Origin of the sequence: Sphingopyxis sp. Root154 (assembly GCF_001427105.1) — a bacterium.
In the GTDB taxonomy this organism is placed as follows: domain Bacteria; phylum Pseudomonadota; class Alphaproteobacteria; order Sphingomonadales; family Sphingomonadaceae; genus Sphingopyxis.
Window position 1 is genome coordinate 1615922 of the sequence record NZ_LMGI01000002.1, and the last position, 13877, is coordinate 1629798.

At 62.7% G+C, this 13877-nt stretch carries 13 protein-coding genes; 4 read left to right on the plus strand and 9 right to left on the minus strand.

Annotation, left to right across the window (positions count from 1 at the left end; all coding sequences use genetic code 11):
• Position 1 precedes the first annotated feature (1 nt).
• Positions 2-973, minus strand: a complete 972-nt coding sequence (locus tag ASD73_RS13425; RefSeq protein WP_056372919.1) for a GlxA family transcriptional regulator — start codon at positions 971-973, stop codon at positions 2-4.
• A gap of 99 nt (positions 974-1072) precedes the next feature.
• On the opposite strand from ASD73_RS13425, the gene ASD73_RS13430 reads away from it, so the two are divergent.
• Positions 1073-1621 carry a cysteine hydrolase family protein gene (locus ASD73_RS13430; protein ID WP_056372920.1) on the plus strand — a complete coding sequence of 183 codons (549 nt, stop codon included), beginning with the start codon at positions 1073-1075 and terminating at the stop codon, positions 1619-1621.
• Positions 1622-1730: 109 nt separating this feature from the next.
• Here the strand turns inward: ASD73_RS13430 and ASD73_RS13435 are convergent, their stop codons facing one another.
• A complete protein-coding gene (locus ASD73_RS13435; protein ID WP_056372921.1) occupies positions 1731-3029 on the minus strand; it encodes an O-acetylhomoserine aminocarboxypropyltransferase/cysteine synthase family protein in 1299 nt (432 codons plus the stop codon).
• Positions 3030-3368: 339 nt separating this feature from the next.
• Between ASD73_RS13435 and ASD73_RS13440 the strand changes: the two genes are divergently transcribed.
• Positions 3369-4364 carry an NAD(P)H-dependent flavin oxidoreductase gene (locus ASD73_RS13440; RefSeq protein WP_235534386.1) on the plus strand — a complete coding sequence of 332 codons (996 nt, stop codon included), beginning with the start codon at positions 3369-3371 and terminating at the stop codon, positions 4362-4364.
• Between the two features lie 105 nt (positions 4365-4469).
• On the opposite strand, the gene ASD73_RS13445 is transcribed toward ASD73_RS13440, so the two are convergent.
• Positions 4470-5123 (minus strand): TetR/AcrR family transcriptional regulator, encoded by a 654-nt coding sequence (locus ASD73_RS13445; RefSeq protein ID WP_056372923.1) that lies wholly within the window; start codon positions 5121-5123, stop codon positions 4470-4472.
• Between the two features lie 179 nt (positions 5124-5302).
• Between ASD73_RS13445 and ASD73_RS13450 the strand changes: the two genes are divergently transcribed.
• Positions 5303-6691, plus strand: coding sequence for a flavin monoamine oxidase family protein (locus ASD73_RS13450; protein ID WP_162248156.1), 1389 nt, complete (start codon positions 5303-5305; stop codon positions 6689-6691).
• Between the two features lie 73 nt (positions 6692-6764).
• Here the strand turns inward: ASD73_RS13450 and ASD73_RS13455 are convergent, their stop codons facing one another.
• On the minus strand, positions 6765-7436 hold the full coding sequence (locus tag ASD73_RS13455) for an AraC family transcriptional regulator (RefSeq protein ID WP_056372925.1): 672 nt from the start codon (positions 7434-7436) through the stop codon (positions 6765-6767).
• Between ASD73_RS13455 and ASD73_RS13460 the strand changes: the two genes are divergently transcribed.
• Positions 7435-7968, plus strand: coding sequence for a hypothetical protein (locus tag ASD73_RS13460; RefSeq protein WP_156377380.1), 534 nt, complete (start codon positions 7435-7437; stop codon positions 7966-7968). The two genes, ASD73_RS13455 and ASD73_RS13460, sit on opposite strands and share 2 nt — an antisense overlap.
• Positions 7969-8144: 176 nt before the next feature.
• Here the strand turns inward: ASD73_RS13460 and ASD73_RS13465 are convergent, their stop codons facing one another.
• The 5 genes from ASD73_RS13465 to ASD73_RS13485 all read right to left on the minus strand — a co-directional run bounded on the left by ASD73_RS13465 (position 8145) and on the right by ASD73_RS13485 (position 13852).
• On the minus strand, positions 8145-8546 hold the full coding sequence (locus tag ASD73_RS13465; protein ID WP_156377381.1) for a hypothetical protein: 402 nt from the start codon (positions 8544-8546) through the stop codon (positions 8145-8147).
• A 12-nt stretch (positions 8547-8558) separates the two neighbouring features.
• Positions 8559-9065 carry a PaaI family thioesterase gene (locus tag ASD73_RS13470; RefSeq protein ID WP_082521533.1) on the minus strand — a complete coding sequence of 169 codons (507 nt, stop codon included), beginning with the start codon at positions 9063-9065 and terminating at the stop codon, positions 8559-8561.
• A gap of 71 nt (positions 9066-9136) precedes the next feature.
• Positions 9137-11548: a TonB-dependent receptor gene (locus ASD73_RS13475; protein ID WP_056372928.1), complete on the minus strand. Its 2412-nt coding sequence runs from the start codon at positions 11546-11548 to the stop codon at positions 9137-9139.
• A 334-nt stretch (positions 11549-11882) separates the two neighbouring features.
• Entirely contained in the window at positions 11883-13370 is a 1488-nt protein-coding gene (locus tag ASD73_RS13480) for an amidase (protein WP_200961043.1), read from the minus strand.
• The gene (locus ASD73_RS13485) at positions 13367-13852 is read right to left on the minus strand and encodes a cupin domain-containing protein (protein WP_056372929.1); all 486 of its coding nucleotides are present in this window, start codon (positions 13850-13852) and stop codon (positions 13367-13369) included. The genes ASD73_RS13480 and ASD73_RS13485 overlap by 4 nt, the downstream gene beginning before the upstream one ends.
• Positions 13853-13877 lie beyond the last annotated feature (25 nt).

Below are 13877 nucleotides of genomic sequence, written 5' to 3' on the forward strand. Positions count from 1 at the left end.
GTTAGGCCCGAAAGCGTTGCCGATACTCGTTCGGCGTCAAGCCAACAATCCGCACGAAGGCCCGTCGCAGAGCACTGGCGTCGGCATATCCCACATCCCATGCGATACGTTCCAGCGGCCGGGTGCTGAACTGGAGCATCTCCTGCGCTTTCCCGATCCTTATCCGTTGGCAATAATCGGTCGACGTCAAGCCGGTGGCTTTCTGGAAGCGGCGCAGGAATGTCCGCACCTCCAGACCCGCCTGGCTTGCCAGCGCGGGCAGGCTCATGTCGCTGGCTCCGGTTTTCTGAAGCCAATGCTGAACCCGGAGAACGGCCTCGTCGCCATGGTCCATGCGCGGCGCAAAGGGGCTGTAGTAGCGCTGCTCGCGCCCCGGCGAGTCAACGAGAAGTTGGCGCGCGGTATCGATCATGATCGTAGGACCAAGGAAGCGACTGACAAGAGTCAGTCCCAGGTCCGTCCAGGCCATCACCCCGCCCACCGTGATGATGTCACCATCATCGATGATCAGGCGGTCGGTTTCCACGCGCGCGATCTCGGGAAAGCGCGAATGCAAGAGGGCGCCATAGCCCCAGTGGGTGGTGACGGTCCGCCCCGCAAATGCGCCCGCCTCTCCAAGAACGAGCGCGCCCGCGCATATCGACGCGAGGATCACACCGGCCGCGTGCCGTTCCTTGAGCCAGCTCGCGTAGCGCACGGCCGCGGCGGGCTCGATCGGCGCGCCCAATGCCGGCGGCAAAATCAGAACGCGCGGCATGCCATCCCCCCGCTCGAGACTGTCATACACCCGGGATGGGACAAGGGCCCGCTCGTCGAGCTTCCAGTGGCTGATTCGAAGCCGTGGTCCGTCGGCACCCCTGGTTCGCGCCAGACCGTCCGCAACCATGAAGAGGTCGCTCAGTCCGAGTATCGCCGCCATCTGGGCGCCCGCATAATCGACGATGCCAATTTCAATCACTTCATTCGCGTGCATGTCGTTACCGGCCCCGATTTTGTCGCTTGTGGCCGTTCAAATATGCGCGCGCGACCGCCAGTTTGGAAGGGTCTCGAAACTCGAACCAAGGTAAAACCCATGAGCGATCCCGCAATTATCGTCATCGACATGCAGAATGAATATTGGCCTACGGGCAATGTGCCGCTCGAGGGCGTCGAAGCGGCTGCGGCCAACGCTGCGCGCGTGCTCGACAAGACGCGCGCCGATGGCGGCTTCATCGTGCACGTCCAGCATCTGTCCGGCGATCCAAGCATGCCCATCTTCCAGCCGGGCAGCGAAGGCGCCGAAATCAACGCCGCTGTGCGCCCGGCCGAGGGCGAGCCGCTTGTGCAGAAATATTATCCAAACGCATTCCGGGACACCGGACTGAAGCAGATCCTCGACGAGAAGGGCGTCAAGGATGTCGTGATCGTCGGCGCGATGAGCCACATGTGCGTCGCCGCAACCGCACGCGCCGCCGCCGATTTCGGCTATGGCGTGACGGTTCTGCACGATGCCTGCGCGACCCGCGAGGTCGATTTCGATGGCGTTACGGTGCCGGCAGCGCATGTCCATGCCGCCAATATGTCGGCGCTCGCTTATGCTTATGGCGCGGTCATTCCCACGAACGACTATCTCGCTCGATAGCAGAACCGATGACCGGCGAGCGGACGCACTGTCCCTCGCCGGTCATTGACCTCAGCGCATAGCTGATACGGCGGCCGCCGGGCGTATGCCGTGCAATACCGGCGGCGGTTCAGCCAGACGCCTTGTCAAGCGCCTGGGCGAGATCGGCGAGAATATCGTCGATATGTTCGAGGCCAATCGACAAGCGGACATAGCCCGGCGATACGCCGGTGGCAGCCTGCTCGCTTTCGGACAGTTGCGAATGGGTGGTCGATGCCGGATGAATCGCGAGGCTCCGGGCGTCGCCGATATTGGCGACATGATAAAAGAGCGCGAGCGCATCGATGAAGCGTCGCCCGGCCTCGCGTCCGCCGGCCAGCTCGAACCCTAGCAGACCGCCCAGACCGCCAGTCAGATAGAAGCGGGCGCGCTCGGCCTCGACGCCCGTCTGGACCGAGGGGTGGATGATGCGGACGACATCGGACCGCGTCTGGAGATAAGCCGCCACCTTGACGGCATTCTCGCAGTGACGCGGCATGCGCAGCGGCAGTGTCTCGAGCCCCTGAAGCAGTTGAAAGGCGTTGAAGGGCGACAGGGCCGCACCGAGGTCGCGCAGAAGCACGGTTCGCGCGCGAAGCGCGTAGGCAATCGGACCCAACGGTCTTGCCGCCTCAGTCCAGACGACGCCATGATAGCTGGGATCCGGCGTATTGAGCATCGGTTGCCGTTCCGGCAACGCGCTCCAGTCGAAATTCCCGCCGTCGACGATCATGCCGCCGATCGATGTGCCGTGACCCCCGATATATTTGGTCGTCGAATAGACGATGATCGCGGCGCCATGGTCGAACGGGCGCGCCAGCAAAGGTGCGGCCGTATTGTCGACAATGAGCGGGATGCCGAGCGGCCGACCGAGCGCCGCGATTTCGGCGATCGGGCAGACGACCAGTTTCGGGTTCGGCAAAGTCTCGGCATACCAGGCGCGGGTTCGATCGTCGCTGGCTCTGGCAAAGGCCTCCGGGTCGGCGGGGTCGACGAACCGGACCTCAAGGCCCTGGTTCTTCAAGGTGTTCGCGAAGAGATTATAGGTACCGCCGTAAAGGTCGGTGCCGCTGACGATATTATCGCCGGCGCACGCGAGATTCTGGACCGCATAAGCGGAAGCCGCCTGGCCCGATGCCACCGCGACGGCCGCCGCCCCGCCCTCGAGCGCGGCGATGCGCTTCTCAAGAATGTCGGTCGTGGGGTTGCCGATCCGGGTGTAGATATTTCCGAGCTCTTCCAGCGCGAACAGCCGCGCGGCATGGTCCGCGTCCTGAAACTGGTAGGAGGTGCTCTGGTAGATCGGCGGTGCGACGACGCCGGTAGCCGGGTCGGCGCGCCAGCCAGCATGCAGCGCGAGCGTTTCGGGGTGAAGTGTTCGATCAGTCAAATTCGGTCCCTCTTCATGACGGCGGAGCGAGCGAGTCGCTGCCGGTTTGCTTTGCCGTGCAGTGACCGCTCGGACGCTGGAGCCCCCGCGGCGACTGAGAAATGAAACCGGCATCACCGCGCAATAACGCGGGCCACCACCCCTGGAAAAATCCCAGACGATATGCCGATGCGTAGCCAAGCAAGGTCGGGTTCGAACGTGGGGACGCCGTGCCGAGCAGCGCTTGGGTGAGGCCCGATAACATAAAAACCGTGTGGGCTGACCAAAAATCGTCGAAGCCGACTTTACGCGAAGAATCTGGGGGCACATACGGCATGAACCGTCAATCAGGGGGACATGATGCGTACCACGATCTGCGATCAGCTCGGTATTGAGGTGCCGATCATTCAAGCGCCGATGGGCGGTGCGAGTTGCCCGGCGCTGGCAGCCGCGGTCAGCAACGCGGGAGGATTGGGGATGCTCGCCCTGTCATGGCACTCTCCCGACGGCGTACGCGAGGAAATCCGTCGCACAAAGATGCTTACATCGCGCCCCTTTGGCGTGAATCTCATTCTCGCATTCCCCCAGGATGAGCGACTAGCCGTGTGTCTTGAAGAGGGGGTGCCGCTGATTTCCTTCTTCTGGGGCGATCCGGCGCCGTTCGTCGAGCGCGTGCATGAGGCGGGAGCGCTCGTTGCTTCAACGGTCAGCTCTGCCGCCGAAGCGCGTCTGGCAGCTCGCGCCGGGGTCGATATTCTGGTGGCGCAAGGTTGGGAGGCCGGCGGGCATGTGCGCGGCGAGATCGCAACGCTTCCCCTGGTGCGATCGGTGGTCGAAGCCGTGGGTTCACGCCCTGTGCTGGCAGCAGGCGGCATCGTCGACGGCGCTGGCGTTGCGGCAATATTGGCAATGGGGGCCTCGGGCGCCTGGGTCGGGACGCGCTTTCTCGCTAGCGAGGAAGCGTCAGTGCATCCGCGCTACCAGGAACTGTTGCTGGCGGCGGATGAAACGGCGACCGTGCACACGAGCCTGTTCGACATCGGGTGGCCTGACGCCCCGCACCGCATATTGCGCAACTCGACCTATGAAATGTGGGAGGCAGCGGGACATCCGGTAACGGGGGCGCGGCCGGGCGAAAATGAAACGCTGGCGACAGGATCCTTCGGTCGGATGCTTAGATATAGCTCCACCACCCCTGGACCCGATGCCGAAGGCGACATCGAAGGGCTGTCGCTCTGGTCGGGTCAAGGCGTCGGACGCGTTGAGACGATCCTCCCTGCGGCCGCTATCGTCAGAGAATTGACCGAAGATTGCGACAGGATATTGCGGGATCTTGCGCGGTCGGCCGCAGCCTGACGGAGTTCCGGCGGGCAAGGCTTCGACAAAGCCGGATTATTGCGCATTGCCGCTGACGGCATATCACCCTTGGCGCCGCCCGATCTGTCGGCGACGCCTCCCCCTTCAACGCGACGTGGAGCGTTGGCCAGGTGACGCTAAGTCCCGCGCAGGAAGTGGGCCATGGATGACACCTGCCAAGATCAGGTCGACATAGCTGGCGGACGGTGCCCAAGGATATTCGCTGACGGTAATCCTCATGTGCGCGATGCCGGTGAGAGCGCAGTTCAACGCCTCGGCCGCGGCGGTGCAGTCGATATCCGGCGTTCCGCGCGCCGCGGCAATCAAGGGCGCCAGGCGCATGTAGGATGCCACGACATCGGTCTCGGAGATGTACCAATTGGGATCCCCGCGCTCGCGGCGATCTTCGACGAGAAACACGAGGCGATAGAGATCCGGATGCTCCAGCCAATAGTCGACGATGCTGTTGGCCACGAGGCTCAAGCGCTGGACCGGTTCCGCCGGGGCGCGCTCCGCCTTCCGCATAGCCGCGAACAAAGGGTCGAAGGCCATCGACCAGAGGGCACGAACGATGGCGATCTTGTTGGGAAAATAGCCATATAGCGTCATGGTGGGCAAGCCGACACGCTTCGCGATGAGGCGCATGCTCAGTCCTTGCACGCCTTTTTCCTCGTACAGCTCGCGCGCGACCGCGACGATCCGCTGCCGGGTGAGGTCGCGTACATCGACGCGCGCTTCTGCATTTTTCGACTCTGCCAAAACCGTTTCCTTGACGCTCTGTCATTCCTAGGCGTATGCATCGGTACGCGTACGGACATAAACCTCGGCGCACCGGAGTCTACAGGCTTTGGCGCCAATGCATGAGAGTGACAATGGACCGGGAGAAAAAGAAGATCTCACGTCGTCAAGCCATCGCAGTCACCGCCGGAGCCGCAACCGTGGCTGGTCTCGGGCCGACCGCGGCGTCGGCATCTGCTACAAAACAGACCATGGTCGATGTGGTCGTGGTGGGCGCTGGGTTCGCAGGCCTCACCGCCGCGCGGGCGCTGCGCAAAGCCGGACGCTCGGTCGTTGTGCTCGAAGCGGACAACCGCGTCGGGGGCCGCACGAAACCAGCGACGCTGGCCGGCGAAAGGATCGACATCGGTGGCCAATGGGTGGGCCCCACCCAAACGCATCTCCTCGCGCTGGCGGCGCATTATGGGGTCACGACCGAGCAGCAATATGATTTCGGCGACAATGTGATCGATATCTGCGGTCGCAAGGCGCGATACAAGGGGGAAACTCCGGGCCTCGCCCCGGCCGATCTTGAAGAATTCGGCGGTATTGTCGCGAAACTTGATAGCCTCGCCGGGGAAATCGAGATGCCGCGGCCCTGGCTGGCGCCTTCGGCAGCCGAATGGGATGCCCAGACGGTGGAAAGCTGGATCCGAGCGAACACGACTGGCGAACCCACTCGTGAAATGTTGCGCGGGGTCACGCGCGCCGTCTTTTCGTGCGAAGCGAACGAAATTTCCTTCCTCTTCTACCTCGCCTATATTGCATCCGCGGGCAGTCTTGAGGCGCTCATCGGGACACGGGGCGGCGCACAGGACAAGCTTTTCACTGGAAGCGTCTGGCAGATCGCGGCGAAGATGGCTGACGAGCTGGGCGACGCCGTCGTCCTCGGTTCCCCGGTGTCCCGCATCGAGCAGGACAAGGACGGCGTCACCGTCACGGCGCCGAACGGGACATGGCGAGCGAAGCGCATCATCGTTACTGCGCCGCCCGCGATGGCGGCGCGCATCGACTATTCGCCGCCCCTTTCGGCGCGCCGCGACGGCCTCTCGCAGCGGATGCCCATGGGCTGTGTGATCAAGGTCGCCGTCGCGTACAAGACTGCCTTCTGGCGCGAACAGGGATATTCCGGGCTTGTCGTCTCCGACCGGACGGAGTTCGGTCCGTGGTTCGATCGCGGCACCACGCTCACAAAGGGCGGCGCCCTTGTGGGATTCTTCGACGGCGGGCCGGCGCAGCGCTGGGCCGACAGGTCGGCCGAGGAGCGCCGCGCGCGCGTGCTTGACGATATCGCGCTCTACTTTGGGGATGCTGCCCGCTCGCCTGTCGATTATGTCGAAGAGGTCTGGACTCTCTCCGAGCATCATCGCGGCGGTTATGTGGCCGTGCCCGGACCTGGAGTGCTGACGGGCTTCGGGTCCGCGCTGATCGAGCCGGTGGGGCGCATCCATTGGGCCGGGACCGAGACCGCCGACGCCTGGGTCGGCTACATCGACGGCGCCATCCGGTCGGGCGAGCGCGTGGCCGCGGACGTATCGGCCTTGGTGTAGCGCTAACCCCGATCATATGAGCTGCCGGAGACGCCCAAAGGGGTCATCGTTGCGCCGCGGCCACACGCGATATTTACACCACGCAGTTCCGCCCTTCGGTGGGCGACAAGCCGAATGTGGCGCGATACTGGCGCGAGAAATGGGCCGCGTCAGCGAAACCTGCGTCAAGACCTGCGACGCCCAGGGCCTCCCCTTCGCCGATCAAACGCGCGGCATGCTTCAGCGCTGCCCAGTTTTTGTACGCGCGAAACGTCATTCCGGTTTTGTGCTTAAACCGCCGCAACATGGTCGTCCGCTCCAGTCGCGCAATCCTGCTTGCCTCGATCTCGCCCAGGCGCATCATGGGATCGAAGTCGATCCGGTGCCGGATCGCCGAAATGGCAGGATCGCTTAGGGGCTCGGCAAATCCAAGACAGTCGACAAGATCGGCCGCACTATTCACGGACCAGCGATCGATCTGATCTTCCAATATCCGCAGGGCCGGCTTGGGAAGGGCGCGGGCGCCGTGTCCGCGACCCTGATGAGGCGGGAGATAAATGACCTCGGCAATGCCGCCATGGAAATCGACAACATGCGCCCAGTTGGGATCGACAAGGATGGCATCGCCCCAAACTGCGCCGTTCGACGTTTCGATCGACAGCGAGCGCTCGCGGCCAAAGAGAATGCAGGCCGCGAGATTGGAATGCACCTGCGTTCGTGTTGCCCGCACGCGCACCCGGGCCGTCGCGCCAACCTCTTCAAGCATGTTCTTCTACCGCAACATCGCAAACGCACCGTCACGAAATGCACGTTTATTCAAGGATACCGACACCAAAGGCCCTAGGTCCCGATCAACAGGAGGACCAAAAATGACAAGTCTTGAAAGCGCAAAATTTCTCGCCCTGAGCGGGTCCATTTCGATCTTTTTCTCCGCCTGGATTGGCGTGATCATGTTGTTCCCCCGCCGTCCGAACCGCGATGCAGGCGAGGCGGGCGGCGTCAATTTCAAGCAGATCGGCGCGGCGCACATCGACTGGATCATGCTCGGTCTGATGCAGGGACTGGCGGGGCTGCTGATCCTGTTGTTCGCCATCACGCCAGCGCCCTATGTCTTGTGGCTGATGGCATTCGGTGCCTGGCTCAACCCTCTGCCCTATGTCTTTCGGGCATTTGGCATAAACGCCTTCGTGTTTGCCGGCGGTCCGGTTCAGCGCAGCGCCGCCACGCTGGGCGGCCTTTCGAGCACGGCCATCTTGGTGAGTTGGTCGCTGATTTTCTTGTCGATTGCGTCGCGTTAACGACAGGGGTTTTTGAAGATATTCGGCAAAGCGCCCGCCTGCCGAAACGGGTCGGCGTATGCCGGGAAGCAACAGCATCGAGCCCGGCCGATTTCGTGCCCATCGTGCGAAGGCGGGCGTAGGGCGCGACTGCCAATGATCGGTTCGCGAACCAATGGTCGCTTCCCGCCCCATAGCTATTTGCGCTCGACAATGAGCAGCACGCAATCGCCGTCTCCAGCATTTCTGACCTTGTGAATACTGCCTTTCGGATTGAATCCAGCCTCGCCCTGCTTGCGCTCGAACGCACCGCTTTGTCCGCTTGGAATCTGCCCTTCGAGCTTGCAGTCCGTGAGTGCGTAGTTGACCAGGTCGCCATGGTGCGTGTGCCACGCGTCGCTCTGCCCCGGTTTCCATCGTCCCAGGATGACCCGAAAATGATCGTCCTCGCCGATCAGCTGGTAAACATCCGGCGAGGCTTCATAAGCATGGCTGTTCGCCGACAATGGCAGGGCGATTTGGGCCTGGGCTGCGAGGCCCGCCCCGAAGATCGCTGCGGGCAGGGCGAATGCCCGCAAGACTGGCCGAATATGTGGCATTGCACATCTCCTTCAAGATCGAAGTGGGGGCGCTTCCGTTCCCTTGCGGATGGTGCCGGCGAAGCTGGCGACAATATGTCTGTCGTCTTCGCCCTGGACGACGAGCCCACGGAGAAAAATCAGGCGCTTGGTCTGGCGTATCATTTCAACAACGGCATCGAGTGGTTCGCCAAGGCGGCCGGCACCGACGAATTGCAGCGAGAGATCAAGCGTAACCGAACGCGCCGCGCTGAGCGATCCGAACTGGTGGCATGCGGTGAAGAGGGCGATATCGACGAGGCTCACGATAGCTGCGCCATGCACATTGTCGCCGAGATTGCTGTGTTTGCGTTCGGGAACCATCCGCACCCGTGCACGCGGGCGACCGTCTTCGGTCGGACGATCTACGCGCACCATCAGCGGCTCGATGGCGCTGTTGAAACGCGTCGACTCGTGGAGGTCCCAGCTCCGCCAGCCGCCGCCGAGTTCCTCGGCGGTAAAATGCTCGCGGTGGCCCATCTGTTCGGCGCCGTCATTCATGGCTTGGCAGCATCGCTCCCGATTTGTTGCGGATGGGCCGGCGGGGATAAGCCCACCGGCCCGAAACCGGGTCAGAATTTATAGGACAGTTCGACACCATAGGTCCGCGGCGCGCCGTCGATGAGATAGTCCATTCCATAAGCCGACTGGATGTTGATCCCGTAGGTCACGAAATTCTTGTCGAACAGATTCTTGCCCCAGAGGGCGACCTCCCATCCCGCATCGCTCGACAGGGCAAGACGCCCGTTCACCAGGGCATAGGCCTTCTGACCGATCCGGTCGTAGCCCGCCTTGTCGTTGTACGCCGAGAACCATTGGCGACTGCGGAACGAGCTGTCGGCATGAAAGCGCAATTCCATTGCTCCGCCCACCGGCACGGCATAATCGACGGCGACGCTACCCGAATATTTGGGCGCCGAGATCAACCGGTTCCCCGACAGGTCGTTGCCGCTGAGGACAATCTTCTTGTACTTGGCGTCGAGATAGGTGGCGTTGAGGGCGATCGTCAGCCTGTCGACGGGTGCGACGGTAGCCTCCATCTCGATCCCGCGCAGCCGCGACGCGCCGGCATTCAGCAACACCGTCGCGATGCCCTGGACATCCTCGAACTGCTGGTTCTTGTAATCATATTGGAACGCCGCGAGGTTCAAGCGCAGTCGCCGATCGAGCAAGTCGCTCTTCATCCCGATTTCATAGGCGTCGATCGTCTCGGGGCGGGCATAGGCCGTGTCGTTCGGCTGGCGGAAGAGATAGTGAATCCCCGCGTTGAAGTTGCCGCTTCGGTAGCCGCGGCTGTAGGTCCCATAGAGCATGACATCGTCGGACGCCTCATATTCGAGCGTGAGCTTCCCGGTAACGCGCTTGTTGGTGACGAAAAGTTGCGGCGCCGAGGCCGTGGTATAGGGTCCGTCGAGATAGGTGGTCAGACCGGCGTCGAACGCGGCGTCGATGGGGTTCGCCGTCCCGGCGGTAATATTGCCGGGAATATAGGAGCCGATCGGCGCTCCCCCGCGGCTGGCATAGCGCGAGATATTATAGAAGATCTGACCGTCGCGATCACGCGTGTACCGCAGGCCGGCAATGACCGCAAAGCGCGGGGTCGCCTGCCAGCGAGTCTCGGTATAGGCCGCATAGCTCTTATGGTTGAGCGTCTGACGGGCCTCAATCATGCCGTACTGACTGTAGAAATTGGAGATATAGGCGATCGTCGCCGGATCCGTCGTCCCGAGCAAGGGCAGCAGGCCTTCGAGACCCAGAAGCCGTGAACGGTAAAGCCAGGCGGTGTTTCGCTGGGCGTTTTTCTCATAGCCGTAGTAGAGGCCGCCAATGAACTTCACGTCGCCGCTGCCCGTGGTGACAAGACGCAGATCCTGCGAGAAAGCCTTTGTGTCATTGTCGAAATCATGGTCGGCGAGAGCGCCAGCTCCGCCATCGATATCGACGAACAAGCGCTTCTTCGAGCGGTGGTAGGACGACACCGAGACGATGTCGAAGCTGTCCAGGCCGAGGGTGTTCGTCAGCGTGAGCTTGTCGAAACTGACGCGCAGATATTGCCCGTCGTTGTCCGATTCGAAATCGCGCCTGCCGAGTGTGGCCGGCCGGGAATAGCCGCTGAGATCCACCCCGACCCCGCCAGGCCCGACAGGTATCGCGCCGATCGGTCGATTCATCGCAGGCGTCTGATCCGTTTCGGAATGCGTATAGCGCAGGATCGACTGGAAATTGTCCGACGGTTCGAACACCAGCGTGCCGCGAATGCCCCAACTATGCGTTTCGGCCGCGCGTTGCCCCAAATTGACGATGCGCTGATAACCCTCGTCATCTTCGAAATATGCAGCAACGCGCACGGCGAGCTTGCCGGGCACAAGGGTGCCCTCAATTCCGCCATCGAGCCGCACCGCCTTGTAATTGCCATATCCGGCCGTGAGATTTCCGGAAATATTGTCGTCGATCCGCGGCGTTCGCGAAACGAGATTGATGGCACCACCGGTGGTGTTCTTGCCGTAGATCGTGCCTTGCGGGCCCTTGAGAACTTCAACGCGTTCGAGATCGAACAGGTTTGCCCCGTGCAGGAATGCCTCACCGATGTAAGCTTCGTCCGCATAGACGCCGATTGGGCCCACCTGATTGGCCGTATAGCTGGCCTGGCTGATGCCACGGATGGCGAAGATGGGCTGGAACTTGCCCAGCACGCCCTGGACCTGCAGGCTCGGCACAAGTGCGGCCAGATCGGCGGCGGAATCGAGGCCGACATTCTCGATCGTGTCGCGTCCGAGCGCGGTAATGGAAACCGGTACATTCTGCAGATTCTCGGAGCGCCTTTGCGCGGTCACGACGATATCGCCTAGTCCGCCGCTCTCGGAAGTCTGGGCCTCGCCTTGGGCAGTACCCGCGTCCTGCTTTTCATTGGTCGCGGCGTGGACAACCTGGGGCGCAAGCGCCAGGAAAAGCGCGGTCGTTAAAAGCAGATTCTTTCTTGGCATTATTTCATACTCCCGAGAACATCAGCGGAAAGGCGAACGCTTGCTTCCGGGCGGGGGGAGTCGAAAGGGATGCCGTACGCCGTACCGCGCCATCTCTGCACGGCATCGCGGCCCGGTTCCTGTCTGCAGGCGCCAATTTTTTGGCCGAGAGTCTCAAAAGTGCTTGCGCGACGCCCATGGAGAAGATCGCCGGACACATATGTCCGGGAAGGACGGAACGGCCGCAGTGGCCGGTGGCAAATCCGCACGCGGGATGCGCACGGCCGCCGCGGAGCAAGCCGCTTGTGGCCCTGCGGGTCGGAGGCCGGGTCATCCGCCTCCGAGATCCCGCTCCTTATGAGATGTCAGGGTGCTGAAGGTGCCAGCGGGTGACCTGTTGGTAGGCCCAGCCGGCCCGCACGAGGAGATCTTCGCGAAACTGCCCTGCGACGAGTTGGAACCCGACGGGCGCCCCGTTTGGCGTCCTGCCGCCCGGCAGGGTGATGGTCGGATGGCCCGTCAGGTCGAAGGGGGTCGTGTATCGCATCATGTCGGAAAAGAGCTGGAGATCGTCGCCTAACTTGCTCATCTGATCAACGGTGACGCCTGCACGCGCGGCGACCGGGACAAGCAGGAGGTCGACGTCCCCAAACAACGCATCGACCCGGCCGCGAAGTTCGCTCCTGCGGGCAAGGAGCCGTTGATAATCGGTCGCGCGCATGCCTGAACCAAGTTCGATGAGCGCCGCGAGGCTCGGGCCATATTCCTCGCGACGGGACGGAAAGGTATCCGCATGCGCCAAAGCGGTTTCGACAGCGCACAGAGGCACCCAATCTTCGACGCCCTGCTCGGGTGCGGGGAATGAAACCGTCTCGATTTGGGCACCCAGCCGCTGGAGGCTATCGAGCGCGCCAATCAGGCATTCGCCAGTTGCCTCATCTGCAGCGTCGATGGTCCAACGCCTGTCGATACCGACACGAAGGCCGCGCACGCCGCGCGTCATCATGGCAAGATAATCGGGCACCGGTGCGAGACTGGCCGTCGGATCCCTGGAATCGGCTCCGGCCATGGCCTGCAGGACCACGGCCGCATCCGCGGTGCTGCGCGCGAGGGGCCCGATGTGGTCCATCGAACCGGCGAGCTCGAAGGCACCATAACGGCTGACCCGGCCCCAGCTCGGCTTGATCCCGGTGATGCCGTTCGCGGCTGCCGGGTACCGGATGGACCCGCCCGTATCTGTCCCGATCGAGGCGAAGCAGAGACCCGCCGCGGGAGCCACGCCCGAACCGCTGGACGAAACCCCGGACCAGAGGCTTTCGCCCCAAGGGTTTACCGGGGCCGCGATCGAGGGGTGATGCGCGCCATAGGCGCCTTCGGTTTGCTGCAGCTTGCCGAGCAGGACGGCGCCGCTGTCGAGCAAACGGTCCACGACCGTTGCGTTTTCCGCCGAGCGGAAGTCGCGGTGGATCGGCATTCCGTGGCTCGTCGGCGCGCCGACAGTCCACAGCAGATCCTTGACTGCGACCGGAACGCCGTGGAGGGCGCCGCGAATATGCCCGGCCGCAATCTCGGCATCCGCGTTGCGGGCTTGTTCGCGCGCAGCGTCTCCCGTCACCGTCACATAGCTCTTCAGCTTGGGGTCGAGGCTTTCGATCCGCGCGAGCATCAGCTCGGTTACCTCGGCCGAGCGGATCAGGCCGGACTGGATCCGCCTCCCGACTTCGAGAAGATCGAGAAAGACTATTTCGTCATTCGCTGCGTTCATGTTCGGCACCTTGACCTTTGCGTTTCGATTGAAGCCCCCTCCCGCGAGGAGCGGCGCCTCGAAGGTTGCGCCGGTCAACCGGCGCGAACGAGCGACATCTTGTCGGTAACGGCGCTGATGTTGAGGAAGCAGCCCAATGTGTCGCCGACATTTCGCCAACCCCTCGGGACGCCGCCCGGCAGCACCAGGGCATCCCACGGCTCCAGAAAGACCTTGTTCTTCTCCTCGGCATCAAAATAGACAACCCAGGAGCCACTCGCTGCGAACATCAGCTCTTCGCCTGTATGGTTGTGAAGCGGCGCGCCCTGCCCAGGCTGGCAAACGCCGGTAATCATCCGGACTTCCTCGCTCTGGACCGCAGGATGCCGCGAGACGGCGATACTCGGGTCGCCGCCATCACAATATTTGTAGGTTGGCCCATGAAACTCCGGATTGTCACTTCCGATAAAGAAATTCGGGCGCATCTGCCGGAACTTTATGAGGCCGCCCATCGCCTTCATCAACAGCGCCTCTGGCACAGTCGCCGCAGCGGTCGGAACGTCAACATTTTCATGCGTCATGGCGGATCTCCCAATTTGTCTCGAC

Coding starts and splice junctions, on each gene's coding strand:
- ASD73_RS13425 (WP_056372919.1), bottom strand. CDS start 973: ATGCACGCGAATGAAGTGATTGAAATTGGCATCGTCGATTATGCGGGC.
- ASD73_RS13430 (WP_056372920.1), top strand. CDS start 1,073: ATGAGCGATCCCGCAATTATCGTCATCGACATGCAGAATGAATATTGG.
- ASD73_RS13440 (WP_235534386.1), top strand. CDS start 3,369: ATGCGTACCACGATCTGCGATCAGCTCGGTATTGAGGTGCCGATCATT.
- ASD73_RS13460 (WP_156377380.1), top strand. CDS start 7,435: ATGTTCTTCTACCGCAACATCGCAAACGCACCGTCACGAAATGCACGT.
- ASD73_RS13455 (WP_056372925.1), bottom strand. CDS start 7,436: ATGCTTGAAGAGGTTGGCGCGACGGCCCGGGTGCGCGTGCGGGCAACA.
- ASD73_RS13465 (WP_156377381.1), bottom strand. CDS start 8,546: ATGCCACATATTCGGCCAGTCTTGCGGGCATTCGCCCTGCCCGCAGCG.
- ASD73_RS13470 (WP_082521533.1), bottom strand. CDS start 9,065: ATGAATGACGGCGCCGAACAGATGGGCCACCGCGAGCATTTTACCGCC.
- ASD73_RS13475 (WP_056372928.1), bottom strand. CDS start 11,548: ATGCCAAGAAAGAATCTGCTTTTAACGACCGCGCTTTTCCTGGCGCTT.
- ASD73_RS13485 (WP_056372929.1), bottom strand. CDS start 13,852: ATGACGCATGAAAATGTTGACGTTCCGACCGCTGCGGCGACTGTGCCA.